Raw genomic sequence first — 23297 nt, forward strand, 5'->3', positions numbered from 1 at the left:
AAAGGGGCGCACCCATCGGGTGCGCCCCTTCTGCTCGCAATGACGGCTAGTTGTGACCGAAGCGACGCTGGTGCTTACGGGCAACATCGGCCGGGCTGCCCTGGGCCTGCGCCTGCGGCACGGCCTGGGACTCGTAGGCGGTGGACTTCGCCTGCTCCTGGCCGCGCTCGGCGGCGCTGGAGCGGTCCTGCTGACTGCCCGACTTGCGGTTCTTGTTCTTGGCCATGGTGCTGCCTCCTGTGGGGGAACTCGGGGCCAGGGCCGCTGTCAGGCTCACACAGAAGGACGAAGGGCGCATTTCGGATCATTACCGTGTGTGACAGGGAGATGACCCCGCAATCCGCCACGCCGATGATCGAGTTCCGGTGCTCAACCCTTGCGCGGTCGGGCAGACTCGAAGGAAACCCGAAGTTCATTGGGTGATCTCCCGTACCCCCGCTCCTGTTATTTCTTTTTCTTCGGCTTTTCCGTTCCCGAAAGAGGGTGGAACGCATGGACCGCTGCGTCGTCCTGGTGGATGCCGGTTACCTGCTCGGTGCCGCCGCGAGTCTGCTCGCCGGGGAACCGGCTCGTTCCCGCATCACCGTCGACCATGCCGCCCTGATCCAGGGGCTCCGCGAGCGCGCTGAGGCCGACACCCAGCAGCCCTTGCTCCGTATCTACTGGTTCGACGGCGCCCCCGACCGGGTCCCGCAGCCCGAGCACCGCCGGCTGCGCGTGATGTCCAGGGTGACGGTCCGGCTCGGCGCGCTGACCCGCAGCGACGGCCGCTGGGCGCAGAAGGGCGTGGACGCCGCGATGCACGCCGAGCTGACCGAACTCGCCCGCAACCGCGCCTGCTCGGACGTGGTCCTGGTGACCGGCGACGGCGACCTGCTGCCGGGTCTGATGTCCGCGAAGGAGCACGGCGTCGCCGTCCACCTGTGGGCCGTGCAGGCCGCCGACGGCGACTACAACCAGTCCGAGGACCTGGTCGCCGAGGCCGACGAACGCCGGGTGCTCGACCGCGCCTGGATCACCCAGGCCGTCCGCGCCAGGGACCTCACCGGGATCTGCGCCCCGGCCCCCGCGCCCCGCCCGGAGATCGCCGCGATCCTCTCCGCACCGCTGCCCGAATCCGCCCTCGCCGCCTCCGCCGAGCGCGCCGCCGAGGCCCAGGCCGCCGCCGTGCGCAACGGCACCGCGCCCCCCGAGGCCCCCGGCGAGAACGGCACCTCGGTGCCCGCCCCGACCGGCGTCAAGGGCGTGCCGACGCCGAAGGACCTCGCCTCGCTGCGCGGGCCCGGCAGTGCCCCGGCCGCCCCGGCGCCCGCCTCGGCCGCCACCCTGCGCTGGTCCTCCGACAAAGGGTGGGTCGAGCGGCCGGGCGCGGCGCTCGGCGAGTCCCCCGAGACCGCCTCCCTGCCGACGCTGGCCCAGCTGACCAGCGCCGAGCAGCGCTGGGCCGACCGCGAGGAGGACATCACCACCGTCGGCGGCGATCCGTACGAAGTGGGCCAGGTCTTCGCCCGGCGCTGGATGGAACGCCTCCCCGAGCCCTCGCACGTACAGAAGCTGTCCACCATGTACCCGCGCATCCCGCACCGCATCGACGGTGAACTCCTGCGCTACGCCGCCCGGTTCGGCCTCCTCGCGCACAAGGACGACCAGATCGACGAGCACGACCGGTACGCGATCAGGGCCGGCTTCTGGCGCGAGATCGACGTCAGGGCCGCCGCCGAACGCCAGCCGGCCGGCGAGTAGCCGCACGCCCGGGGGCGCCGTTTGGCCGCCCCCGGGGCGGGGTGGGTCTTTCGACCCCTTAGGCTCGTTCCCCGTGAGTACCGGCACAGCAGCGGCGCGGGCCGGCACCGTTTGCGCGGTGCGGGGCCTGGTCAAGACGTACCCCGCGACGCGGGGCCGACGAGGTGCGCCCGGTACGCCCGAGGTCCGGGCCACCGACGGAATCAGCCTCGACGTGCGGCGCGGCGAGATCTTCGGACTGCTCGGGCCCAACGGCGCCGGCAAGTCCACCCTCGTACGCCAGCTGACCGGGCTCATGCGGCCCGACTCCGGCTCCGTCGACGTGCTCGGCCACGACCTGGTGCGCCACCCCGAGCGGGCCGCCCGCCTCATCGCCTACCTCGGCCAGGAATCCACCGCGCTCGACGAGCTGACCGTCGCGCTCGCCGCCGAGACCACCGGCCGGCTGCGCGGACTCACCCTGCGCGACGCCCGCGCCGAACGCGACGCGGTTCTGGCCGAACTCGGTCTTGACGCCATCGCCGGGCGGCCGCTCAAGAAGCTCTCCGGCGGCCAGCGGCGCCTCGCCTGCCTCGCCGCCGCCCTCGTCGGCGAGCGCCCCGTCCTCGTGCTCGACGAGCCCACCACCGGCATGGACCCGGTCGCCCGGCGCGCCGTGTGGGCCGCCGTCGACCGGCGGCGGGCCGAGCGCGGCGCGACCGTCCTGCTCGTCACCCACAACGTCATCGAGGCCGAGACCGTGCTCGACCGGGTCGCCGTGGTCGAACGGGGCAAGGTCATCGCCTGCGACACCCCCGCCGGGCTCAAGGCCAAGGTTGCCGACGAGGTGCGGGTCGAGCTCGTGTGGCGCGACCGCGCCCCTGTCGAGGTCCTCGAGGTCGCGGCCCTGCGCGCCTCGGCTCAGGAGTCGGGCCGGCGCTGGACGCTGCGGCTCAGCCCCGAGCGGGCCCGCGCCGCCGTCGCCACCGTCACCGGCGGCCCCGCCTTCGCCGCCCTCGACGACTTCACCCTGGCCACGCCGAGCCTCGAAGACGTCTACCTCGCGCTCGGCGGCCGCACGGAAGGGCTGGTGAAGGCGTGAGCGCCATTCCTCTGGAGAGCAGTGTGGAGGCCGTGGGGGTTCCGGCGAGCGGCGCCGCCCGGCGCCCCGGCGCCGCGGACGCCGCCCCGCTCGCCCCCCGCGCCCGGCTGCTGCCCGCGCTCGCCGCCGTCTACCGCGCCCAGCTCTCGCGGGCCCGGGTCGCGCGGATCCCGCTGCTCTTCGTCGCGACCTTCCAGTCCGTCGGCATCATGATCCTCATGCGCGGGGTGGTGGACGGCGGGAGCGAGGCCCGTGCGGTGGTCGCCGGATCGAGCGTGCTCGTCGTCGCCTTCGTCGCGCTCAACCTGCTCGCCCAGTACTTCGGCCAGCTGCGGGCCGGCGGCGGCCTCGACCACTACGCGACGCTGCCCGTGCCGTCCGCGTCCGTGGTCCTCGGCACGGCCGCCGCGTACGCCTCCTTCACCGTGCCCGGCACCGCGGTGACGGCCGTGTTCGGCTGCGTCCTGTTCGGGCTTCCGATGGCGCACCTGTGGATCCTCGCCGCGGTGATCCCGCTCGCCGGAGCCGCGCTCGCCGGACTCGGCGCGGCCCTCGGGCTGCTCGCGCCGCGGCAGGAACTCGCCACGCTCTTCGGCCAGTTGGGGATGTCGGCGGCGCTGCTGCTCGGTGTGCTCCCGGCCGGCCGGATGCCCGGACCCATCGCGTACGCGCGTGATCTGCTGCCCTCCACGTACGGCGTGGAGGCGTTCGCGCGCAGCTTCGACGCGCACCCCGACTGGTCCCTCGTCGGGCTCGATCTCGGGGTGTGCGCGGCCGTCGGCGTCGTCTCGCTGGCCGTGGCCGCGTGGGCCTACCGCCGGGCGGCGGTCCGGTGAGGCAGCGCACAGACACGCCTGGCACGATGTCAGGGTGACCGCACCTCTGACACCGCCCCATCAGCAGCCCCCGGGCAACGACCCGTGGCAGACGAACACCGGGGGGTCGCAGCCCGGGCCCGTCGAGGAGGCGCCCGCGATGAAGAAGGACCTGCGGGACGCGGTGCTCGTCGCCCTCGCCGTGACGCTGGCCGGAGTGGCGCTCGGACTGCTGTGGCTGTGGCTGGCGCCGAAGGTGCCGCTGATCGCCGACGACAAGGCCGTCTTCCTCAAGGACACCGAGGGGGAGGAGGCGATCGGCGGTGACGGAACGTTCATCTTGCTCGCGCTCGGATTCGGCGCGCTCAGCGCGGCCGCGGTCTTCCTGTTCCGCAAGAAGGGCGGCATCGCCCTGGTCGTCGGCCTCGCGGTCGGCGCACTGCTCGGCTCGGTGCTCGCCTGGCGCCTGGGCATCTGGTTCGGCCCCGACCAGGACGTGGTGGCCGCGGCGAAGGCGGCCGGCAAGGGCGTCACGTTCGACGCCCCGCTGAAACTCGACGCGAAGGGCGCGCTGCTGGCCTGGCCGATCGCCGCCATGGCCGTCCACCTGGGGCTCACGGCTCTGTTCGGGCCCCGGGACCCGGATCCGGTGTGGCACGTGCCGCCGCTGGAGGACCCGGGACCGGGAAAGCCGGACGCGGCCGGCCTCTGACGGCGCGGGTCAGGCCGGGCGCCTCCCGTGGTTGGCCCGGCCCTTCTTGATGCGCCACTTCCGCTTGCGGGTCCGCTTCGACATGGGCGTACCTCCCGCCCTGGGGTTCTAGTCGAGGGCGGGAGGTACGTCGAGACCTCAGGGCCTGTCCGGCGGACCTTGTCCGGAACCCGGGGCCCTTAAACGCGCCCGATCGGGGCGAGCAGCGCCCCCGTGAGGGCCGCCAGATCGGCGGGGGACAGCTCGACCTCCAGGCCGCGGCGGCCCGCCGACACGCAGATTGTGGCGTGTGCGGACGCCGAGTCGTCCAGGACCGTGCGTAGCCTCTTGCGCTGGCCGAGCGGCGAGATGCCGCCGCGCACATAGCCGGTCGTGCGCTCGGCGGCCGCGGGGTCGGCCATCGCGGCCCGCTTGCCGCCGACCGCCGAGGCCAGCGCCTTCAGGTCGAGCGATCCGGCCACCGGGACCACCGCGACCGTCAGCTCGCCGTCCACGTCGGCGACCAGCGTCTTGAACACCCGGTCCGGGGTGACCCCCAGAGCCTGCGCCGCCTCGTCCCCGTACGAGGCCGAGGACGGGTCGTGCTCGTAGGCGTGCACGGTGAACGCGGTGCCCGCGTTCGTCAGGGCCACCGTCGCCGGGGTGCCCCCGCTCTGCTGCTTCTTCTTGGCCAACTCGGCTCTCCCGTAGGTCAGTTGGGGCTGGTCGGGGCGCGCGTCAGGTCCACCGCCGGGAGCGAGGGCAGATGGCGGATGACCGCGGTCTCCGCGCGAAGGAGCTGGAGCTCCTCGCGCAGCCGGGTCGCCGTGTCGGGCGCCTGGAGCAGTCGCTGCTTGGCCGGGACGTCCAGGACCGCGGCCGCGGCGACCAGATAGGACACCACCGAGGGCTCGTCGGGCAGGTCCGTGGTGCCGGCCAGGGAGCGCTCCCTCGCCCCCGCGAGCCGCTTCTGGTAGGAGCGGAACGCGCGAAGGACGCCCTCGGCGAGCGCGCCCGCCTCCTCGCCCGGCTCCTCCGGGATCTCCTCGTACTCGGCCGTCAGATACGGCCCGCTCGCGTCCACCGACAGGATGCGGATCCGGGTGGTGCCCGTGGCGAGCACCTCGAAGCTGCCGTCCGAGCGCTCCCGGATGGTGGCCGCGTCCGCGACGCAGCCGACCCGGTGGAAGGCCTGGATCGGGTCGGAACCGAAGCCGGCCGCCGGGCCCTTCTCGGGCTGCGCGGTCTGGTCGGGCAGCCCGGGGGCGGTCGGCGCGACCTCCCGGCCGTCGCGGATCGCCACGACGGCGAAGCGGCGCGGCTCGTCGCCGGCCTCGTCGCCGGAGCCGGAGGGGCCCGAAGCGTCGGTGCCGGTCTTCAGCAGATCGCGCATCATGGCGCGATAACGCTCCTCGAAGATGTTCAGCGGCAGGACGAGCCCGGGGAACAGAACCGAGTTGAGCGGGAAGAGCGGAAGGCGTGCGGTGGTCACAACGCTCAAGCGTAATGGCCGTCGGACCGGGCTCGTCCGGGCTTCTGGCGGTCCCGTCCCCACGGCATGCCCGCGGCGACCTCGGTGCGTACGAACTCGCGCAGTTCCAGGAACTGCCCCAGCGGGTCGGCGGCGAGATGCAGCCACGGGAAAGACGTGGCATACGGCCCGATACGCCGGAATTCCTCCAGCGTCTCCGGCCAGCGTCTGCGCACGACCAGCACATAGGCGAGCAGATTGCGGACCTCGGCCGGCCACGGGTCGCCCGGCTCGTAGGCGGAGGACAGCTCGATGCCGAGGTCGGCCGCCGCGTCGATCCGCTCGTACGGGATGGCCCGGCCCGCGCCGCCCGCCAGATACGCGAAGGCCGCGCGGGCCGGGAGCGCGCGGATCAGGGAGCCGGGCAGCGAGTCCTCGGCGGCCCGCTCGGCGAAGTCGAAGCACTCGCGGTGCGAGCCGTACCACTGGGCCGAGAGGTACTGGAGCGCCGCCACATGACAGCCGTAGTGGTGCGAGGAACGGCGTATGGCCTCGCCCCACAGTTCCTCGAAAACGGTGTGCGGCGCATGGGTGCCGCGGGCGTGGTCGAGTGCGATCCGCCAGGGCACCGGGTCGGACGGGTCGCCCTCGGCCGCCGAGTGGATCAGCGGCGCCACCTCGCGCAGCCGCTCGGCCCGGGCGGGCGAGCCCCAGGCCTGGACGATCGCGAGCTCCGCCTTCACGAGCAGCGCGTCCGGGTCGCGGGGCGCGTCCGCCAGCCAGTTGGCGAGCCAGTCCGGTCTGCCGACCGCGAAGGCCGCGAGCCGGACCGTGTAGCGGTCGCGGTTCTCCCACTCGGCCAGCTCGCGGGTGGTGGCGAGGAGTTCGGCCGCCGCCTCGTACTCGCCGAGCGCGGCCGAGACCAGCGCGGGGGCGAGCCGGGCGTCGGGGGCATCGAGCAGCACTTCCCGGCCATCGGGCATACCCGTGGCGAGAAGCGGCGTATGCCTGGCCCGCCGTGCGGTGCGGATCAGCGCGGATACGAAAGTCATGGTGCGGACCATTGAAATCCGCAGGTGGGGGCGGCGCCAGGGGGGCCACTGTGAAGCTTCTGTATCGGTGGTGAGGGTTGTACGGCACGGAGTCAAGGCCCGGCAAATTCAGTCAGCCGAGGCTCGCGTGGAGCGCGTGAAGACCTCGCGCGGAACCCGCGAAAACCCTGCGGACCGCGTACGAGAGCCTTCGGTTCGGCCGGCCCCGGAACTCACCCCCTCCGCAGCAGCCGGGAGGCGCCCGCCGCCACCGTCGTCGCCAGGATCCAGCCCAGCATGATCAGCAGGGCGGCTCCCCACTGCCAGGTGCCGGTGAGCTTCCAGTAGCCGTCCTGGCCCAGGTTGACCACCGGGATGAGGAGGTCGAGCGCGAAGAGCGCCGCGTTCCACTCGGGGTGCTCGTCGGCCTTGATCGGCTGGGGGTCGTAGTGCGAGAAGGCGAGGGTGCCCGCCGCCCACAGGACGGCCATCCACAGCGCGGCCCGGCCCGGCCGGTAGCCGTACGCCACCGTCAGGTCCTGGAGCACGCCCCACGCCTTCGCGGCCAGCGGCAGCGTCTCGCGGCGCCTGCGCTGCTTGGCGAGCAGCACCTCGCGGGCGTCCGCGTCCTCGCCGCTGCCCCGCAGCACGGCCGCGAGCCGCTCGTACGGCTCGGGCGCGTACTCGGGGGTCGCGGCCGTCACCCAGTCCAGGCGCTCGGCCAGCGTGAACGTGCCGATCGGGATGAGGTTCTCGTAGGCGAAACCGTTCATGGTCAGATGGCCGGGACCGGGCCAGCTGTCCGCCATGTCGACCAGGTTGCCGACCCGGGCCCCGGAGAGCACCACCTTGCCGCGCTCGGGACGCTGCCCGGTGAAGCGCAGCTCCGGCGTCTGGATGCGGCGCAGCGACAGCTCCTGGGTGTCGGTCATGACGACCCGGGACTGCGCGAGGTCCACCGCGTCCCCGAACCGCCCGTCGTCCAGGCGCAGCCCGCCCCGGCATTCGAACGGCTGGATCAGAGTGCCCCGCACGGGCGTGTTGGTGTAGTTCGTCCCGTACGGCGGAGTGGTGCCCGCCTGGTTGCCGCTCGGGTAGACGGCCGCCGAGGTCAGGTACAGGGTGCGCTCGACGATCAGCTGCGGGGCGTTCAGGGCCCGCTGGCCGTCCGGGTTGATCAGCCTGCTGCCGCGCAGGCTCAGCGTCACGCCGACCTTCGCGGCCCGCAGGCTCAGCTCCCCGTACGACTCGATCAGATCGGCCTGGAGGTCCTGGGCGACCGAGAGCCCGTCGGCCGCGATCGAGCGGCCGTTGCGGTCGCTGTGCACCACGGCCTGGCTGATGAGGAGGTCGGTGCCGATGTGCGCGTCGGTCAGGCGGATGCCGCCCGCGACCCGGCAGTGCGGCAGATGGAGATCGCCCTCGGTGGTCAGCCGGGCCGCCTCGATCCGCGGAATCGAGCAGCGCACCATGCGTACGGTCGTGAAGTGGGCCTCGGGGAGCAGGAGTTCGTTCTCGAACCGGCAGTTGTTCAGCTCGACGTACGGGGTGATCGTGCCGCCCGACAGGTTGAGCGTGCCGGTGATCTGCACCCCGTTCAGCTTCAGCGCGGAGACCCGGCCGGGCAGCGCGGGCGGACCGCTGAGCAGGAGCAGCGCCACCACCCGGGCCCGCACGCTGCGCTCCGGCCCCCAGGGGCGCGTCGCGAACGGATCGTCGCGTACCGGATTGCGGGTGCGCAGATCGTAGGTACTGCCGTTGCGGAAGGCCTGCCACATGCCGAGCTCCGCCGGGCTGAGCCAGTCCGGAGCCTCACCAAGATCGGGCGCCTCGGTCAATGCCGTCCCCCTCGCCGTCCACCCTGACAGGAGGAACGCTAGTGGCCACGGGTGACAGCGGGTGACCCCCGGGTTGCGTATCAGCCACTGATACAGGCGTCCAGTGCCCCGGGGCCGTCTGAGAGAATTGGATACGTGATCTCCCGAATCGATCTGCGCGGCAACACCCTCCCCGAGGGTGGCGCCCTGCGCGACCTGCTGCCCCGTGCCGAGTTCGACGTGGAAGCCGCCCTGGAGAAGGTGCGGCCCATCTGCGAGGACGTGCATCATCGCGGCACGGCGGCGCTGATCGAGTACGCGGAGAAGTTCGACGGTGTGCAGCTGGACCGGGTGCGGGTGCCGGCCGAGGCTCTCAAGGAGGCCCTGGCGGAGCTCGACCCGCAGGTCAGGGCCGCTCTGGAGGAGTCCATCCGGCGCGCCCGCATCGTCCACCGCGAGCAGCGTCGTACCGCGCACACCACCCAGGTCGTGCCCGGCGGCACCGTCACCGAAAAGTGGGTGCCGGTCGAGCGCGTTGGTCTGTACGCGCCCGGCGGCCGCTCGGTCTATCCGTCCTCCGTGATCATGAACGCCGTCCCCGCGCAGGAGGCGGGCGTCACCTCCATCGCGCTCGCGTCCCCGCCGCAGGCGGACTTCGGCGGTCTGCCGCACCCGACGATCCTGGCGGCGTGCGCGCTGCTCGGCGTCGACGAGGTGTACGCGGCCGGCGGCGCCCAGGCCGTCGCCATGTTCGCGTACGGAACCGAAGAGTGTGCGCCCGCGAACATGGTGACCGGCCCCGGCAACATCTGGGTCGCCGCCGCCAAGCGCTACTTCACCGGCCGCATCGGCATCGACACCGAGGCGGGCCCGACCGAGATCGCCGTCCTCGCCGACGACACCGCCGACCCGGTGCACGTCGCCGCGGACCTGATCAGCCAGGCCGAGCACGACCCGCTCGCGGCCGCCGTCCTGGTCACCGACTCCCTCGCGCTTGCCGAGGCGGTCGAGAAGGAGCTGGAGCCGCAGGTCGCGGCCACCAAGCACATCGAGGACCGGATCAAGCCGGCGCTCGGCGGCCGCCAGTCCGCGATCGTCCTGGTCGACTCGCTCGAAGACGGCCTCAAGGTCGTGGACGCGTACGGTGCCGAGCACCTGGAGATCCAGACCGCCGACGCCGCGGCCGTGGCCGACCGGGTCCGCAACGCGGGCGCGATCTTCGTCGGCCCCTGGGCCCCGGTCTCGCTCGGCGACTACTGCGCCGGCTCCAACCACGTGCTGCCCACCGGCGGCTGCGCCTGCCACTCCTCGGGCCTGTCCGTCCAGTCCTTCCTGCGCGGCATCCACATCGTCGACTACACGCGCGACGCGCTCGCCGAGGTCACCCACCACGTGGTGACCCTGGCCGAGGCCGAGGACCTGCCCGCGCACGGCGCCGCCCTGAAGGCGCGTTTTGGCGGAGCCGAACCGAACCAGCACAGCGGTTGGAAGGTGCCACAGAAGTGACCACGTTCGGAATCGACGACCTCCCCGTACGGGACGAGCTGCGCGGCAAGTCCCCTTACGGCGCGCCCCAGTTGGACACTCCCGTCCAGCTGAACACCAACGAGAACCCGTACCCGCTGCCCGAGCCGCTGGTGGCGCGGATCGCCGAGCGGGTCGCCGAGGCGGCACGGGGCCTCAACCGCTACCCGGACCGCGACGCGGTCGAGCTGCGCACCGAACTCGCCAAGTACCTCACCCGCACCGGCAAGCACCCGGTCGCGGTCGAGAACGTGTGGGCGGCCAACGGGTCCAACGAGGTCATCCAGCAGCTGCTCCAGACCTTCGGCGGCCCCGGCCGCACCGCGATCGGCTTCGAGCCCTCGTACTCGATGCACGCCCTGATCGCCCGCGGCACCGGCACCGGCTGGATCTCGGGGCCCCGCAACGAGGACTTCACCATCGACCTCGCCGCGGCCGAGCAGGCCATCGCCGAGCACGCGCCGGACGTCGTCTTCATCACCTCGCCCAACAACCCCACGGGCACCGCGGTCGCCGCCGAGACGGTCCTCGCGCTGTACGAGGCGGCCCAGGCCGTCAAGCCGACGATGGTGATCGTGGACGAGGCGTACGTCGAGTTCAGCCACCGCGATTCGCTGCTCCCGCTCATCGAGGGCCGCCCCCACCTGGTCGTCTCGCGGACCATGTCGAAGGCCTTCGGCGCGGCCGGGCTGCGCCTGGGCTACCTCGCCGCGCACCCCGCGGTGGTCGACGCCGTCCAGCTCGTCCGCCTGCCCTACCACCTGTCCGCCGTCACCCAGGCGACCGCGCTCGCGGCCCTGGAGCACACGGACACCCTGCTCGGCTATGTCGAGCAGCTCAAGCGGGAGCGGGACCGGCTGGTCACCGAGCTGCGCGCGATCGGCTACGAAGTGACCGAATCGGACGCCAACTTCGTCCAGTTCGGCCGCTTCGACGACAGCCACACCGTCTGGCAGCGGATCCTCGACCGGGGCGTCCTGGTCCGGGACAACGGGGTACCGGGACGGCTGCGGGTCACCGCGGGCACCCCGGCCGAGAACGACGCGTTCCTCGACGCGGTCCGTCAACTCAAGAAGGAGCAGAGCGCATGAGCCGCGTTGGCAGAGTGGAACGCACCACCAAGGAGACGTCCGTCCTCGTCGAGATCGATCTCGACGGAAGCGGAAAGGTCGATGTGTCGACAGGCGTCGGCTTCTACGACCACATGCTCGACCAGCTCGGCCGGCACGGCCTGTTCGACCTCACCGTCAAGACCGACGGCGACCTGCACATCGACAGCCACCACACCATCGAGGACACCGCGCTCGCGCTCGGCGCCGCCTTCAAGCAGGCGCTCGGCGACAAGGTCGGCATCTACCGCTTCGGCAACTGCACCGTCCCGCTGGACGAGTCGCTCGCCCAGGTGACCGTCGACCTGTCGGGCCGCCCCTACCTCGTGCACACCGAGCCCGAGAACATGGCGCCGATGATCGGCGAGTACGACACGACGATGACCCGGCACATCTTCGAGTCCTTCGTCGCCCAGGCCCAGGTCGCACTGCACATCCACGTACCGTACGGGCGCAACGCGCACCACATCGTGGAGTGCCAGTTCAAGGCGCTCGCCCGGGCGCTGCGCTACGCCTCGGAGCGTGACCCGCGCGCCGCCGGAATCCTTCCTTCCACCAAGGGTGCCCTGTAAGCATGAACGGTCTCAACACCATCCTGATCGTGGTCGGCCTCTTCCTGATCGGCGGAGTCATCTCCTTCGTCAAGCAGGGGATGCCGAAGAGCCTGATCGTGCTCCTGTCCATCGGCGCCGCGATGTGCCTGGCCGCCGGCATTCTGCGACTGGACGTCTGGTCATGAGCGCAACCACCAAGAAGGTCGTCGTCTTCGACTACGGCTTCGGCAACGTACGGTCCGCCGAGCGTGCCCTCGCCCACGTCGGCGCCGACGTCGAGATCACCCGGGACTACGACAGGGCCATGAACGCCGACGGGCTGCTCGTGCCCGGCGTCGGAGCCTTCTCCGCCTGCATGAAGGGCCTGCGCGACGCCCGCGGCGACTGGATCGTCGGGCGCCGGCTCTCCGGCGGCCGCCCGGTCATGGGCATCTGCGTCGGCATGCAGATCCTCTTCGAGCGAGGCATCGAGCACGGCGTCGAGACCGAGGGGCTGGACGAGTGGCCCGGCGTCGTCGAGCCGCTCAACGCCCCGGTCGTGCCGCACATGGGCTGGAACACGGTGAAGGCCCCCGAGGACAGCGAGCTGTTCGCCGGCCTGGACGCCGAGGCCCGCTTCTACTTCGTGCACTCCTACGCCGTACGCGACTGGAGCCTCGAAGTCACCAACCCCAAGATCCGTGCCCCCAGGGTCACTTGGGCCACTCACGGCGAGCCGTTCGTCGCCGCGGTGGAGAACGGTGCGCTGTGGGCCACCCAGTTCCACCCCGAGAAGTCCGGCGACGCCGGAGCCCAGCTGCTCACCAACTGGATCGGAACCCTGTGATGGCTGCCAAGCTCGAACTCCTTCCCGCCGTCGACGTCCGCGACGGCCAGGCCGTACGCCTCGTCCACGGCGAGTCCGGCTCCGAGACCTCCTACGGCTCGCCCCTGGAGGCGGCCCTCGCCTGGCAGCGCTCCGGCGCCGAGTGGCTGCACCTGGTCGACCTGGACGCCGCGTTCGGCACCGGCGACAACCGCGCGCTGATCGCCGAGGTCGCGGGCGCCATGGACATCAAGGTCGAGCTGTCCGGCGGCATCCGCGACGACGCCTCGCTGGCCGCGGCCCTCGCCACCGGCTGCACCCGCGTCAACCTCGGCACGGCGGCCCTGGAGACCCCGGAGTGGGTCGCCAAGGTCATCGCCGAGTTCGGCGACAAGATCGCGGTCGGCCTGGACGTGCGCGGCACCACGCTGCGCGGCCGCGGCTGGACCCGCGACGGCGGCGACCTGTACGAGACGCTGGCGCGCCTGGACTCCGAGGGCTGCGCGCGCTACGTCGTCACCGACATCGCCAAGGACGGCACGCTGCAGGGCCCGAACCTGGAGCTCCTGCGCAACGTCTGCGCGGCCACGAACAAGCCGGTGGTGGCGTCCGGCGGGGTGTCTTCGCTGGACGACCTGCGAGCGATCTCCGAACTGGTCCCGCTCGGCGTCGAGGGCGCGATCGTCGGCAAGGCCCTGTACGCGAAGGCCTTCACGCTGGAAGAGGCGCTCAAGGCGGTTGCCGCATGAGCGACGGGATCCGCAAGATCTCCTCCGGCGCCCCCTGGGAGGAGCGCTTCGGCTACTCCCGCGCGGTGGAACTCCCCAACGGCCTTGTCCTGGTTGCCGGTTGTACGTCGGTGACCAACGGCCGCATCGACGAGGGCGGCCCGTACGAGCAGGCGGTGAACGCGTTCGGCGTCGCCATCAAGGCTCTGGAGTCCCTGGGCCTCGGCCGTCAGGACGTGGTCCGCACCCGTATGTACATCACCCATGCCCGGGACGTGGACGATGTGGGCCGAGCCCACAAGGAACTCTTCGACGACGTGCGCCCGGCGGCCTCGATGCTGATCGTGTCGGGCTTCGTGGACCCGAGCCTGGTCGTAGAGGTCGAGGTAGAGGCGTACCGGGGAGGTTCTGGATCATGACTCTGGCCGTACGAGTGATTCCCTGCCTGGACGTGGACAACGGCCGGGTCGTCAAGGGCGTCAACTTCCAGAACCTGCGCGATGCCGGTGACCCGGTCGAGATGGCCAAGCTGTACGACGCCGAGGGCGCGGACGAGCTGACGTTCCTGGACATCACGGCGTCCTCCGGCAACCGCGAGACCACGTACGACGTGGTGCGGCGCACGGCGGAGCAGGTCTTCATCCCGCTCACGGTGGGCGGCGGCGTGCGCAGCGCGGACGACGTCGACAAGCTCCTTCGGGCGGGCGCGGACAAGGTGGGCGTGAACACGGCCGCCATCGGCCGCCCCGACCTGATCCGCGAAATCGCGGAGCGTTTCGGCCGCCAGGTCCTGGTCCTCTCGGTCGACGCCAGGCGCACCGAATCGGGCACCTTCGAGGTGACAACCCACGGTGGCCGCAAGGGCACGGGCATCGACGCGGTCGAATGGGCGCACCGGGCGGCCGAGTTGGGGGCGGGGGAGATCCTGCTCAACTCGATGGACGCGGACGGCACGAAGGACGGCTACGACACGGAGATGATCGCGGCGGTCCGCCGCCATGTGACCGTCCCGGTCATCGCCTCGGGCGGCGCGGGCACCCTGGCCCACTTCCCCCCGGCGATCGAAGCGGGCGCGGACGCGGTCCTGGCGGCGTCGGTCTTCCACTTCGGTGATCTGCGCATCGCGCAGGTGAAGCAAACCCTGAGGGAAGCGGGCCACTCGGTCCGCTGACCCCGCCCTCGCCGCTGGCGGGCACGGCCTTCGGGTGCGGGCCGTGGGTGGCTGGTCGCACAGTTCCCCGCGCCCCTAGCAGGGTTGACCCTGGCCAGCACCGGCATACCCAGCCCGTCCGGCGTTTGAGGACGAGCGCCCTTAAGGCGCGAACGGGGTCTGGGGCGGAGCCCCAGGAAACCCGGCTCACCCCTTCCAACCCCCGGAGGGTCTCGGGAAGGGGCGGGGTGGGGAGCCAACCCTGGAAGGATACGCAGCACTTCTTGCGCAACTTTTATTGCGCAACATTTCTTTCCTATCTACGGTGGACCCCATGGCACCCAAGGGCAACCGCAGAATCACCGACGTAGACACCCTCAAGGCCTTCGGCCACCCCCTCCGCATGAGGCTCTACCGCGCGCTCTACAACGCCCGCTCCGCCACCGCCTCCCAGCTCGCCGACCAGGTCGACGAGGCCGTCTCCCTCGTCAGCTACCACCTGCGCAAGCTCGCCGACCACGGCCTCGTCGAGGAGGCCGAGTCGCAGAGCGCGGACGGGCGGGAGCGCTGGTGGCAGCCCGCGTCGGACGGGATCAGCTACCGCCACGAGGACTTCAAGGACGCCCCCGAGAAGGTCGCCGTGCACACCTCGGTGACCCGGCTCCTCCTGGAGCAGCGGATCGAGCTCTACCGCGCCTTCCTCGACGCCATGTCCGCCTGGGGCCAGGAGTGGGCCACCGCCTCGTTCAGCGGTGAGTACATGGCCCACCTGACGCCGGCCGAACTGCACGCGCTGGACGAGGAGTTGGACGCCGTGCTGGGCAAGTACAGGCAGCGAGGCGAGGCCGCGATCGAGGCGGGCGACACCGAGGGCCGCGAAAAGGTCGCGGTCCACCTGTACGGCTTCCCCTTCCGTGTCTGAGAGGACTTCCGTGTCCCAGAGCAGCCCTGCCATGCCGGAACCCACCACCCTCATACCGAGCGCCCCCGCCCGCCCCGCCCACCGCGACGGCAACGTGCTGCGGTGGCTCGCCGCGTACACCTCGTCCCTCGTCGGCGACAGCGTGTACTACATGGCGCTGGCCTGGGCCGCGGCGCGTTCCGGGAGCCCGGGGCAGGCCGGGCTCGTGCTCGCGGTGGGCGCCGTGCCCAGGGCGCTGCTCATGCTCGGCGGCGGCGTGGTCGCCGACCGGTTCGGGCCGCGCCGGGTCGTCATCGGCAGCGACGCCGCCCGCAGCCTGATCATCCTGGGCATGGCCGCGACCCTGCTGGTCACGGGCCCCGAATTATGGCTCCTGATCGTGCTCGCGCTGGTCTTCGGGGCCGTCGACGCCGTGCTGCTGCCCGCGCTCGGCGCGCTGCCGCCCAGGCTCACCGGCCCCGGCGAACTCGCCCGGGTGCAGGGGCTCAAGGGGATCGGAGCGCGGGTCGCCAACATCGCCGGGGCCCCGCTCGGCGGGCTCGCCGTGGCGCTCGGCGGGACCGCGGCCACCTTCGCCGTGGCGGGCGTCCTGTTCGCCGTCTCGACCGCCCTGCTGGTGCGCGTACGCATCGCCCGGCTGCCCGGCGACGACGCGAAGGTCAAGGAACCCGCGCTGCGGGAGCTCGCCGACGGGCTGCGATACATCCGCCGCCATGCCCTGCTCGCCCCGCTGATGCCGGTCATAGCCGTCAGCGAGCTGGGTTTCGCCGCCCCGCTCAACATCGGGCTCACCCTGCTCGCGAAGGAGCGGGGCTGGGGCGCGGCCGGCATGGGATGGATCGTCGCGGCGTTCGGCGCGGGCGCGGGGGCCGCCTCGCTGCTGCTCTCGGTACGCGGCCGGATCCCCCGCGCCGGGCTCGTCCTGCCGGTGTCCCTGCTCGGCGGCGCGACCGCGATCGGTGCCCTCGCGTACACCCCCTCGGTGGCGCTCGCCGCGGGCGCCGGGATCCTCATCGGCCTGCTCGCCGGGCTGAGCGGCGCCCTGTGCGGGGCGCTGGTGCAGACCGCGACGGAGCCCGGCTACCTCGGCCGGGTCACCGCGGTGGCGTCCCTGTTCACGATGGGCATCGCACCGCTCGGCTATCCGCTGGCGGGCGCGGCCATCGGCGCCTGGGGCACCACGCCGGTGTTCCTGGCCAGTGCGGCGGTGTGCGCGACGGGCGCGGTGATCGGACTCGCCTCCGGCCACCTGCGCCGCGCCGAGCTGCCGAAGGCCGGGGCCCAGGGGGTGGGTCACACGCGGCCCCCGCATGACCGACGGTCCGCCCCCTAGATCCCCAGCTTCGCCTCCAGCGCCCGCGTCGACGCCTCCTTGTCGCCCTCAAGCTCGACCTGCGCCGCCTCCTGGCGCCCGTGCGCGAACAGCGTCAGCTCGCCCGGCTCGCCGGTGACCGTCACCACCGGGGTGCCCTTGTGCGCCACCGCCGTCTGGCCGTCCGGGCGGCGCAGCACGATGCCCACCGGCGACTTGCGGCCCATCACCCGGGCCGCCCTCTCCAGGCGGGACCACAGTGCGTCCGAGAACACCGGGTCGAGCTCGCGGGGCGTCCAGTCCGGCTGCGCCCGCCGGACGTCCTCGGCGTGCACATAGAACTCCACCGCGTTGGCGCCCTCGTCGACCTGCTTCAAGTTGTACGGGGAGTACTTCGGCGGGCCGGTGCGGATGAGCTGGATCAGTTCCTCGTACGGCTTCGCGGCGAATTCCGCCTGGACCCGGTCGAGGCGGTTCTTCAGGGCCGGGATCACGATCCCGCCCGCCGCGTCGAGGCGCCGCTCGCGCACCACGACATGGGCCGCGAGTTCACGGGCCGTCCAGCCCTCGCAGAGGGTCGGTGCCTCGGGGCCCGCCGCCTCCAACAGGTCGGCGAGCAGAAGCCGTTCACGCTTGGCATGGGTCGACATGTCCGCCAGCGTACGGCCGCGGCCGTCGTCCGGACAGTGGACGCACCGCCCGGGAGCCCCGCCGGCCACGGCAGAATGGGGTCATGACCAGCAATCTCGACCCCGCCATCGCCGCCCGCCTCAAGCGCAGCGCCGACGGTCTGGTCCCGGCCATCGCCCAGCAGTACGACACCGGCGAGGTGCTCATGCTCGGCTGGATGGACGACGAGGCCCTGCACCGCACCCTGACCACCGGCCGCTGCACGTACTGGTCGCGCAGCCGTCAGGAGTACTGGGTCAAGGGGGACACCTCCGGGCATGTCCAGCACGTGAAGTCGGTCGCCCTGGACTGCGACGCGGACACGCTCCTGGTCAAGGTCGACCAGGAGGGCGCCGCCTGCCACACCGGGGACCGCACCTGCTTCGACGCCGACGTGCTCGACCTCGGGAAGTAGTCATGGACCTCGACACCTTCCGCGGGCTCGCCGTCGACCGCCGGGTCATCCCCGTCCACCGCCGCCTGCTCGCCGACGGCGACACGCCGGTGGGTCTCTACCGCAAGCTCGCCGCCGAGCGGCCCGGCACCTTCCTGCTGGAATCAGCGGAGAACGGGCGCTCCTGGTCGCGGTACTCGTTCGTCGGCGTGCGCTCCGACGCGACCCTCACCGCCCGCGACGGCGAGGCCCACTGGATCGGCACGCCGCCGGTCGGCGTCCCCACTTCGGGTGATCCGCTGGCGGCCCTCAAGGCCACCGTCGAGGCCCTGCACACCCCGCGCGACCTGGTCGCAGGAATGCCGCCCTTCACCGGCGGCATGGTCGGCTACCTCGGCTACGACATCGTGCGCCGGCTCGAAAAGATCGCCGAGCACGGCGGCGACGACCTCCGCCTCCCCGAGCTGACCATGCTGCTCACCTCGGACCTCGCGGTGCTCGACCACTGGGACGGCTCGGTCCTCCTGATCGCCAACGCGATCAACCACAACGACCTCGACACCGGTGTCGACGAGGCGTACGAGCACGCCGTGGCCCGCCTCGACGCGATGGAGGCCGACCTCGCCGAGCCCGCCACGTACGCCCCGGTCGCGCTGCCCGCCTCCGAGCTGCCGGAGTACACCGCGCTGTGGGGCGGCAAGGCCTACCAGGACGCCGTCGAGGACATCAAGGAGCGCATCCGGGCCGGCGAGGCCTTCCAGGTGGTGCCCTCGCAGCGCTTCGAAACCCCTTGCGCGGCAAGCGCGTTGGACGTCTACCGGGTGCTGCGCGCGACCAACCCGTCGCCCTACATGTACCTGTTCCGCTTCGACGGATTCGACGTCGTCGGATCCAGCCCCGAGGCGCTCGTCAAGGTCGAGGACGGCCGCGCGATGGTCCACCCGATCGCCGGGACCCGGCCGCGCGGCGCCACCCCGCAGCACGACCAGGCGCTCGCCGACGAGCTGCTCGCCGACCCCAAGGAGCGCGCCGAGCACCTCATGCTCGTCGACCTCGGCCGCAACGACCTGGGCCGGGTCTGCGAACCGGGCTCGGTGGAGGTCGTCGACTTCATGTCGATCGAGCGGTACTCCCATGTCATGCACATCGTGTCCACGGTGACCGGCCGGGTCGCCGAGGGACGCACCGCCTTCGACGTCCTGACGGCCTGCTTCCCGGCCGGCACGCTCTCCGGTGCCCCCAAGCCCCGCGCGATGCAGATCATCGAGGAGCTCGAACCCAGCCGCCGCGGGCTCTACGGCGGCTGTGTCGGCTACCTCGACTTCGCCGGGGACTCCGACACGGCGATCGCCATCCGCACCGCACTGCTGCGGGACGGCACCGCGTACGTGCAGGCCGGAGCCGGCGTGGTCGCCGACTCCGACCCGGTCGCGGAGGACGACGAGTGCCGCAACAAGGCGGCCGCCGTCCTGCGCGCGGTCAACACGGCCAACCGGCTCAGCCGGTGAACGCGGCGGTCCCGTTCGGGGTGCCGAGCCCCGTCGGGCCGTCGTAGCCGCTGCCCGACCTGCACAGGCAGGCCGGCGAGCAGCTGCCGTTGGGGCCGCTCGTCACATCGTTGAGCGAACCGGTGCGGGCGTACGGGAACGAGGCCGGCGTGGAGCCCGAGGACGGGGTGCCCGCAAGCGCGTACACCGCGGCGATCAGCGGCGAGGAGGCGCTGGTGCCGCCGAACACCTCCCAGCCCGGGCCGCCGCCGTAGGTGTCGTACACCGCGACGCCCGTGGCCGGGTCGGCGACCGCCGAGACGTCCGCGACGGTCCGCTTCGCGCAGCCGGTGTCCTTCTGCCGGCTCGGCTTCGCGTCGTAGGCGGAGCAGCCGGAACCGGCGCCGCTCCACGCGCTCTCGGTCCAACCGCGGCTGTTGGAGGCGGAGTTGAGCGAGGTGCCGCCGACCGCGGTGACATAGCGGGAGGACGCCGGGCACTCGGTGCTGTAGCTCACCGATGGCGACGCATCGCCACGGTCCTGCCCGAACCCCCGTCGAGGACGGCAGCTTGTACGCGGACTGGATCGAGGCGGGGCCGTAGCCGGAGGGCGCGGCGGCGGTCAGCGCGCGCTCGGCGTCGGCGGACTTCACCGTGCCGCCGGTCACCTTGAGCGCCTTGCAGGCCATGACGTCCAGTCGCGTCGGGGCCGCGCAGGAGCGGACGGTGGTGACGTGCGCCGCCGTCGAAGGGGTGGTGGCCGCCTGGGCGAGGGGAGTTGCCAGGGCGAGCGCTGCCGCGGCCAGGGCGGTGGGGGAGAGGGATCTGCGCAACTTGCTTCCTCCGTGAGGTGGGTCAACCAGGAGACGTGCGGGTGCGCTGTGCAGGCCGTGCCGCGTGGTGCGCGACCCGGACCGGCGGTGAACCCAGGGGTGACCCGGTCATGCCAACGAGGAGACGGCGGGAATCTCTGTCGCCGCTTTGCCTTCGAGGCCCGTTCGGGGACAGAACCCGGGCGGTTCGGGGGCAGCCGATGGCCGATCGATGGCCCAGCGCTTGCGCGCCCTTGGTTCCCCTGGGCCGCCCCGCGTGGGGAAGGACGCGGGCCCCGGGTGCGGCGCCGGGCCGCGCGCAGGCGATAGTGGAGTACGTGAGTGCCGCATCCGTACCCCAGCCCCGTGCCGAAGCAGCCGCGCCGTCCGCCCGCGGCGGCGGCCGCCGCAGCCTGGCGGCCGCACTGCTCGCCGGCGCCGTCGGCGCCGCCGTCGTCCTCATGGCCTCCGGCCAGACCTGGGCGCACGGCCAGGCCGCCGTCGGCGGTGGAGCGCTGCCGCTGAAGGCCTCCGGCGGCGACATCACCGGCGTGCCCTCCGCCCTCGCGATCGTCGGCCTCGCCGCCCTGGTGGCCGTCTTCGCGGTGCGCGGCCCGGGCCGCGTCGTGGTCTCGGTGCTGCTCGCACTCAGCGGTGCCGGGGCCGCCGTCACCGCCTGGCTCGGCGTCGGCGACAGCGCCGCCCTGGACGAGAAGGCGGCCAAGGCCAGCGGCGACGCAGCCGCCACGATCAACGCGCTCACCCACACCAGCTGGCCCTACGTCGCCGTCGCGGGCGGCGCCCTGCTGCTGCTCGCCGGGCTGCTCGCGCTCCGCTTCGGCACGTCCTGGCCCGCGATGGGCGGCCGCTACGAGCGCGACGGCACCCCCCGCCCGCGCAAGGCGCGCACCGCGCCCGACCCGGAGCGCCCCGAGGAACTCTGGAAGGCGCTGGACCGCGGCGAGGACCCGACGCGCGAGAGCTGACCCCCGCACTCGGGCATCCGTTCCGGTGCGGGACAATGGCGTGGAGCGTCGGGTTCGACGACAGCGGTGGCAGCGGAAAAGACGCCGGTAACAGCGCCGACAGCAGCGCCGACAACGACAAACAACACGGAAACACCTACGAGGAGCAACCCCCATGGCGAAGAGCGGCCACGGCCACACCCCGGCAGCCTGGACCGGTGTCATCATTGCCTTCATCGGATTCTGCGTGACCTGCGTCTTCATAGTGGCCGCCAACCCGGCGGGCTTCTGGGCCGGCATCGCACTCCTCGGCATCGCCGCCGTCGTCGGCGGCGTCATGAAGATGGCCGGCCTCGGCACCCCCAAGGACACGCCCGAGATCGCGCGCATGCGCGAGGACGCCGCCGCCGAGGTGCGCGCCCGCCTTGAGGCCCAGGCCGGCTGAACCCGCCCGCCATCCAGTCAGGCGCAGCCCCCGCACGGGCTGCGCCTTTCCATGTGAACGGGGACAATCGCCCAGTGGACGCAGACCGGCCGAACCCCGCCCCGGCCCGCCCGGCCGCCATGCCCGGCACTCCGGCGCGTCCGGCCGCCGCGCCGGGCACCCCGGTCAAGAGGCTCCTGGTGCCGCTCGGCACGCTCGGCGCGGTGGCCTCGGCCTTCGCGTACGTGGGCCTGGTCGACCCGAACCAGCCGGGCCACTACCCGGTCTGCCCGCTGTTCCGGTTCACCGGCCTCTACTGCCCGGGCTGCGGCGGGCTGCGCAGCGCGCACGACTTCATCACCGGGCACTTCGCGGCGGCCGTCCACTCCAACGCGCTGGCCGTCGCCGGCTATCTGCTCTTCGCCGTGGGCTGGGTCCTGTGGGCCGTCCGCTCGGCCCGGGGGCTGCCCCTGCGGTTCGCGCCGAGCGATCGCCAGTGGTGGCTGATCGGATCGGTCGTAGTGATCTTCTCGGTGGTCCGGAACCTGCCGTTCGGCTCGGTACTCGCGCCCTGACGGAATTGGTAAATCCGCAGGTGGCGTCCCAATTATTGGGACGCCGGTCAACCGGATGCGACCCCTTCGCTCCGGTGCGGATACCATCGTCATGGCTGATCGTGACCGCTCGTGAGGGTCACCCTCGTCCTGACCGACATCACCGTCCCGGAAGGGGGCCGCTCGCGTGAGTGTGCTCGACGAGATCATCGAAGGCGTCCGCGCCGACCTCGCAGAGCGGCAGGCGCGTGTCAGCCTCGACGAGCTGAAGGAGCGCGCCGAGAAGGCGCCCCAGGCCCGTGACGGGGTCGCGGCCCTGCGCGGCGACGGCGTGAAGGTCATCTGCGAGGTCAAGCGCTCCAGCCCCTCCAAGGGCGCGCTCGCCGCCATCGCGGACCCCGCGGCCCTCGCCGCCGACTACGAGGCGGGCGGCGCGTCCGTCATCTCCGTACTGACCGAGCAGCGCCGCTTCGGCGGCTCGCTCGCCGACCTGGAGGCCGTCCGCGCCAAGGTCGACATCCCGGTCCTGCGCAAGGACTTCATCGTCACGGCGTACCAGCTGTGGGAGGCCCGCGCCTACGGCGCCGACCTCGCGCTGCTGATCGTGGCCGCCCTGGAACAGCCGGCCCTGGTGTCGTTGATCGAGCGCGCCGAGTCGATCGGGCTCACCCCGCTGGTCGAGGTGCACGACGAGGACGAGGTCGACCGGGCCGTGGACGCGGGCGCCAAGATCATCGGCGTCAACGCGCGCAACCTCAAGGACCTCAAGGTCGACCGCACCACGTTCGAGCGGGTCGCCCCGGAGATCCCGAACCACATCGTCAAGATCGCCGAATCCGGCGTCCGCGGCCCGCACGACCTCATCGCGTACGCCAACGCGGGCGCCGACGCCGTCCTGGTCGGCGAGTCCCTGGTCACCGGCAAGGACCCGCGCGCGGCCGTCGCCGACCTCGTCGCGGCGGGCGCCCACCCGGCCCTGCGCCACGGGCGGGGCTGACCCCATGTCCATTGCCGTCCGCCTCGCACCCGGCTGCCGCCCCCGCGGCTGCCGCGCTCCGGCGCGCCGGGTGCACGGACGGCGTGTGCGGTACGTGATCGGCTCGGAGCCGGGCCAGGTCAACGGCATGCGATGGCGCGGAGCCCTGAGCGCCGCATGAGTCCCACGCCCCTCCCCGGGGCGCGGGGAACCGCGCGACCGGCCACGACGGGCCGGTAGTCGCGCAGTCACCTCATCACCTG

27 protein-coding genes and 1 pseudogene are annotated in these 23297 nt (G+C 72.5%); 21 read left to right on the forward strand and 7 right to left on the reverse strand.

The window, feature by feature from the left end:
* Positions 1-46: 46 nt before the first annotated feature.
* Positions 47-226 carry a hypothetical protein gene (locus ACSHXC_RS28635; RefSeq protein ID WP_438294338.1) on the reverse strand — a complete coding sequence of 60 codons (180 nt, stop codon included), beginning with the start codon at positions 224-226 and terminating at the stop codon, positions 47-49.
* A gap of 266 nt (positions 227-492) precedes the next feature.
* On the opposite strand from ACSHXC_RS28635, the gene ACSHXC_RS28640 reads away from it, so the two are divergent.
* From ACSHXC_RS28640 to ACSHXC_RS28655, 4 genes are all read left to right on the forward strand, one after another.
* Positions 493-1743: an NYN domain-containing protein gene (locus ACSHXC_RS28640; protein ID WP_438294339.1), complete on the forward strand. Its 1251-nt coding sequence runs from the start codon at positions 493-495 to the stop codon at positions 1741-1743.
* A 73-nt stretch (positions 1744-1816) separates the two neighbouring features.
* Positions 1817-2824 carry an ABC transporter ATP-binding protein gene (locus ACSHXC_RS28645; protein ID WP_438294340.1) on the forward strand — a complete coding sequence of 336 codons (1008 nt, stop codon included), beginning with the start codon at positions 1817-1819 and terminating at the stop codon, positions 2822-2824.
* A 32-nt stretch (positions 2825-2856) separates the two neighbouring features.
* Positions 2857-3660, forward strand: a complete 804-nt coding sequence (locus ACSHXC_RS28650) for an ABC transporter permease (RefSeq protein WP_438296879.1) — start codon at positions 2857-2859, stop codon at positions 3658-3660.
* Positions 3661-3694: 34 nt separating this feature from the next.
* Entirely contained in the window at positions 3695-4351 is a 657-nt protein-coding gene (locus tag ACSHXC_RS28655) for an ABC transporter permease (protein WP_438294341.1), read from the forward strand.
* A gap of 179 nt (positions 4352-4530) precedes the next feature.
* Here ACSHXC_RS28655 and ybaK read toward each other — a convergent pair whose 3' ends face one another.
* The 4 genes from ybaK to ACSHXC_RS28675 all read right to left on the reverse strand — a co-directional run bounded on the left by ybaK (position 4531) and on the right by ACSHXC_RS28675 (position 8670).
* The gene (gene ybaK / locus ACSHXC_RS28660; protein ID WP_386150348.1) at positions 4531-5025 is read right to left on the reverse strand and encodes a Cys-tRNA(Pro) deacylase; all 495 of its coding nucleotides are present in this window, start codon (positions 5023-5025) and stop codon (positions 4531-4533) included.
* 17 nt (positions 5026-5042) lie between these two features.
* On the reverse strand, positions 5043-5822 hold the full coding sequence (locus ACSHXC_RS28665; RefSeq protein ID WP_438294342.1) for an LON peptidase substrate-binding domain-containing protein: 780 nt from the start codon (positions 5820-5822) through the stop codon (positions 5043-5045).
* Between the two features lie 5 nt (positions 5823-5827).
* Positions 5828-6853: a hypothetical protein gene (locus ACSHXC_RS28670; RefSeq protein ID WP_438294343.1), complete on the reverse strand. Its 1026-nt coding sequence runs from the start codon at positions 6851-6853 to the stop codon at positions 5828-5830.
* Positions 6854-7065: 212 nt separating this feature from the next.
* A complete protein-coding gene (locus ACSHXC_RS28675; protein WP_438294344.1) occupies positions 7066-8670 on the reverse strand; it encodes an oxidoreductase in 1605 nt (534 codons plus the stop codon).
* Between the two features lie 135 nt (positions 8671-8805).
* Between ACSHXC_RS28675 and hisD the strand changes: the two genes are divergently transcribed.
* The 10 genes from hisD to ACSHXC_RS28725 all read left to right on the forward strand — a co-directional run bounded on the left by hisD (position 8806) and on the right by ACSHXC_RS28725 (position 16774).
* Positions 8806-10155: a histidinol dehydrogenase gene (gene hisD / locus ACSHXC_RS28680; RefSeq protein WP_438294345.1), complete on the forward strand. Its 1350-nt coding sequence runs from the start codon at positions 8806-8808 to the stop codon at positions 10153-10155.
* A complete protein-coding gene (locus ACSHXC_RS28685) occupies positions 10152-11264 on the forward strand; it encodes a histidinol-phosphate transaminase (protein ID WP_438294346.1) in 1113 nt (370 codons plus the stop codon). The genes hisD and ACSHXC_RS28685 overlap by 4 nt, the downstream gene beginning before the upstream one ends.
* The gene (hisB, locus tag ACSHXC_RS28690) at positions 11261-11854 is read left to right on the forward strand and encodes an imidazoleglycerol-phosphate dehydratase HisB (protein ID WP_114035753.1); all 594 of its coding nucleotides are present in this window, start codon (positions 11261-11263) and stop codon (positions 11852-11854) included. Before ACSHXC_RS28685 ends, hisB begins: the two co-directional genes overlap by 4 nt.
* 2 nt (positions 11855-11856) lie before the next feature.
* Entirely contained in the window at positions 11857-12021 is a 165-nt protein-coding gene (locus ACSHXC_RS28695) for a hypothetical protein (RefSeq protein WP_189389242.1), read from the forward strand.
* On the forward strand, positions 12018-12662 hold the full coding sequence (gene hisH / locus ACSHXC_RS28700) for an imidazole glycerol phosphate synthase subunit HisH (protein ID WP_438294347.1): 645 nt from the start codon (positions 12018-12020) through the stop codon (positions 12660-12662). Before ACSHXC_RS28695 ends, hisH begins: the two co-directional genes overlap by 4 nt.
* Positions 12662-13390 (forward strand): bifunctional 1-(5-phosphoribosyl)-5-((5-phosphoribosylamino)methylideneamino)imidazole-4-carboxamide isomerase/phosphoribosylanthranilate isomerase PriA, encoded by a 729-nt coding sequence (priA, locus tag ACSHXC_RS28705; protein WP_438294348.1) that lies wholly within the window; start codon positions 12662-12664, stop codon positions 13388-13390. Before hisH ends, priA begins: the two co-directional genes overlap by 1 nt.
* The gene (locus ACSHXC_RS28710) at positions 13387-13788 is read left to right on the forward strand and encodes a RidA family protein (RefSeq protein ID WP_438294349.1); all 402 of its coding nucleotides are present in this window, start codon (positions 13387-13389) and stop codon (positions 13786-13788) included. The genes priA and ACSHXC_RS28710 overlap by 4 nt, the downstream gene beginning before the upstream one ends.
* Positions 13785-14540, forward strand: coding sequence for an imidazole glycerol phosphate synthase subunit HisF (hisF, locus tag ACSHXC_RS28715; RefSeq protein ID WP_438294350.1), 756 nt, complete (start codon positions 13785-13787; stop codon positions 14538-14540). Before ACSHXC_RS28710 ends, hisF begins: the two co-directional genes overlap by 4 nt.
* Positions 14541-14853: 313 nt before the next feature.
* Positions 14854-15441, forward strand: a complete 588-nt coding sequence (locus ACSHXC_RS28720) for an ArsR/SmtB family transcription factor (RefSeq protein ID WP_438294351.1) — start codon at positions 14854-14856, stop codon at positions 15439-15441.
* A gap of 31 nt (positions 15442-15472) precedes the next feature.
* Positions 15473-16774: an MFS transporter gene (locus tag ACSHXC_RS28725; RefSeq protein ID WP_438294352.1), complete on the forward strand. Its 1302-nt coding sequence runs from the start codon at positions 15473-15475 to the stop codon at positions 16772-16774.
* Here the strand turns inward: ACSHXC_RS28725 and ACSHXC_RS28730 are convergent.
* Positions 16771-17403 carry a TIGR03085 family metal-binding protein gene (locus tag ACSHXC_RS28730; RefSeq protein ID WP_344380341.1) on the reverse strand — a complete coding sequence of 211 codons (633 nt, stop codon included), beginning with the start codon at positions 17401-17403 and terminating at the stop codon, positions 16771-16773. The two genes, ACSHXC_RS28725 and ACSHXC_RS28730, sit on opposite strands and share 4 nt — an antisense overlap.
* 83 nt (positions 17404-17486) lie before the next feature.
* On the opposite strand from ACSHXC_RS28730, the gene hisI reads away from it, so the two are divergent.
* Both hisI and ACSHXC_RS28740 read left to right on the forward strand, forming a co-directional pair.
* The gene (gene hisI, locus ACSHXC_RS28735; protein ID WP_438294353.1) at positions 17487-17837 is read left to right on the forward strand and encodes a phosphoribosyl-AMP cyclohydrolase; all 351 of its coding nucleotides are present in this window, start codon (positions 17487-17489) and stop codon (positions 17835-17837) included.
* Positions 17838-17839: 2 nt separating this feature from the next.
* Positions 17840-19324 (forward strand): anthranilate synthase component I, encoded by a 1485-nt coding sequence (locus tag ACSHXC_RS28740; protein WP_438294354.1) that lies wholly within the window; start codon positions 17840-17842, stop codon positions 19322-19324.
* Here ACSHXC_RS28740 and ACSHXC_RS28745 read toward each other — a convergent pair.
* A pseudogene (locus ACSHXC_RS28745) lies at positions 19314-19814 on the reverse strand (peptidase S8); the annotation flags it as partial. The gene ACSHXC_RS28740 and the pseudogene ACSHXC_RS28745 overlap by 11 nt on opposite strands.
* Before the next feature lie 630 nt (positions 19815-20444).
* Here ACSHXC_RS28745 and ACSHXC_RS28750 point away from each other — a divergent pair.
* From ACSHXC_RS28750 to trpM, 5 genes are all read left to right on the forward strand, one after another.
* Positions 20445-21101 carry a TIGR02234 family membrane protein gene (locus ACSHXC_RS28750; protein WP_438294355.1) on the forward strand — a complete coding sequence of 219 codons (657 nt, stop codon included), beginning with the start codon at positions 20445-20447 and terminating at the stop codon, positions 21099-21101.
* A 154-nt stretch (positions 21102-21255) separates the two neighbouring features.
* The gene (locus ACSHXC_RS28755) at positions 21256-21525 is read left to right on the forward strand and encodes an HGxxPAAW family protein (RefSeq protein WP_438294356.1); all 270 of its coding nucleotides are present in this window, start codon (positions 21256-21258) and stop codon (positions 21523-21525) included.
* A 74-nt stretch (positions 21526-21599) separates the two neighbouring features.
* Positions 21600-22079, forward strand: a complete 480-nt coding sequence (locus ACSHXC_RS28760; protein ID WP_438294357.1) for a DUF2752 domain-containing protein — start codon at positions 21600-21602, stop codon at positions 22077-22079.
* 166 nt (positions 22080-22245) lie between these two features.
* Positions 22246-23055, forward strand: coding sequence for an indole-3-glycerol phosphate synthase TrpC (trpC, locus tag ACSHXC_RS28765; RefSeq protein WP_438294358.1), 810 nt, complete (start codon positions 22246-22248; stop codon positions 23053-23055).
* A gap of 4 nt (positions 23056-23059) precedes the next feature.
* Complete coding sequence (gene trpM / locus ACSHXC_RS28770) at positions 23060-23215, forward strand: tryptophan biosynthesis modulator TrpM (RefSeq protein ID WP_398876782.1); 156 nt, start codon at positions 23060-23062, stop codon at positions 23213-23215.
* Positions 23216-23297: the final 82 nt, after the last annotated feature.

The sequence above is a fragment of the Streptomyces sp. HUAS TT7 genome, assembly GCF_051550175.1.
Lineage (GTDB): Bacteria > Actinomycetota > Actinomycetes > Streptomycetales > Streptomycetaceae > Streptomyces.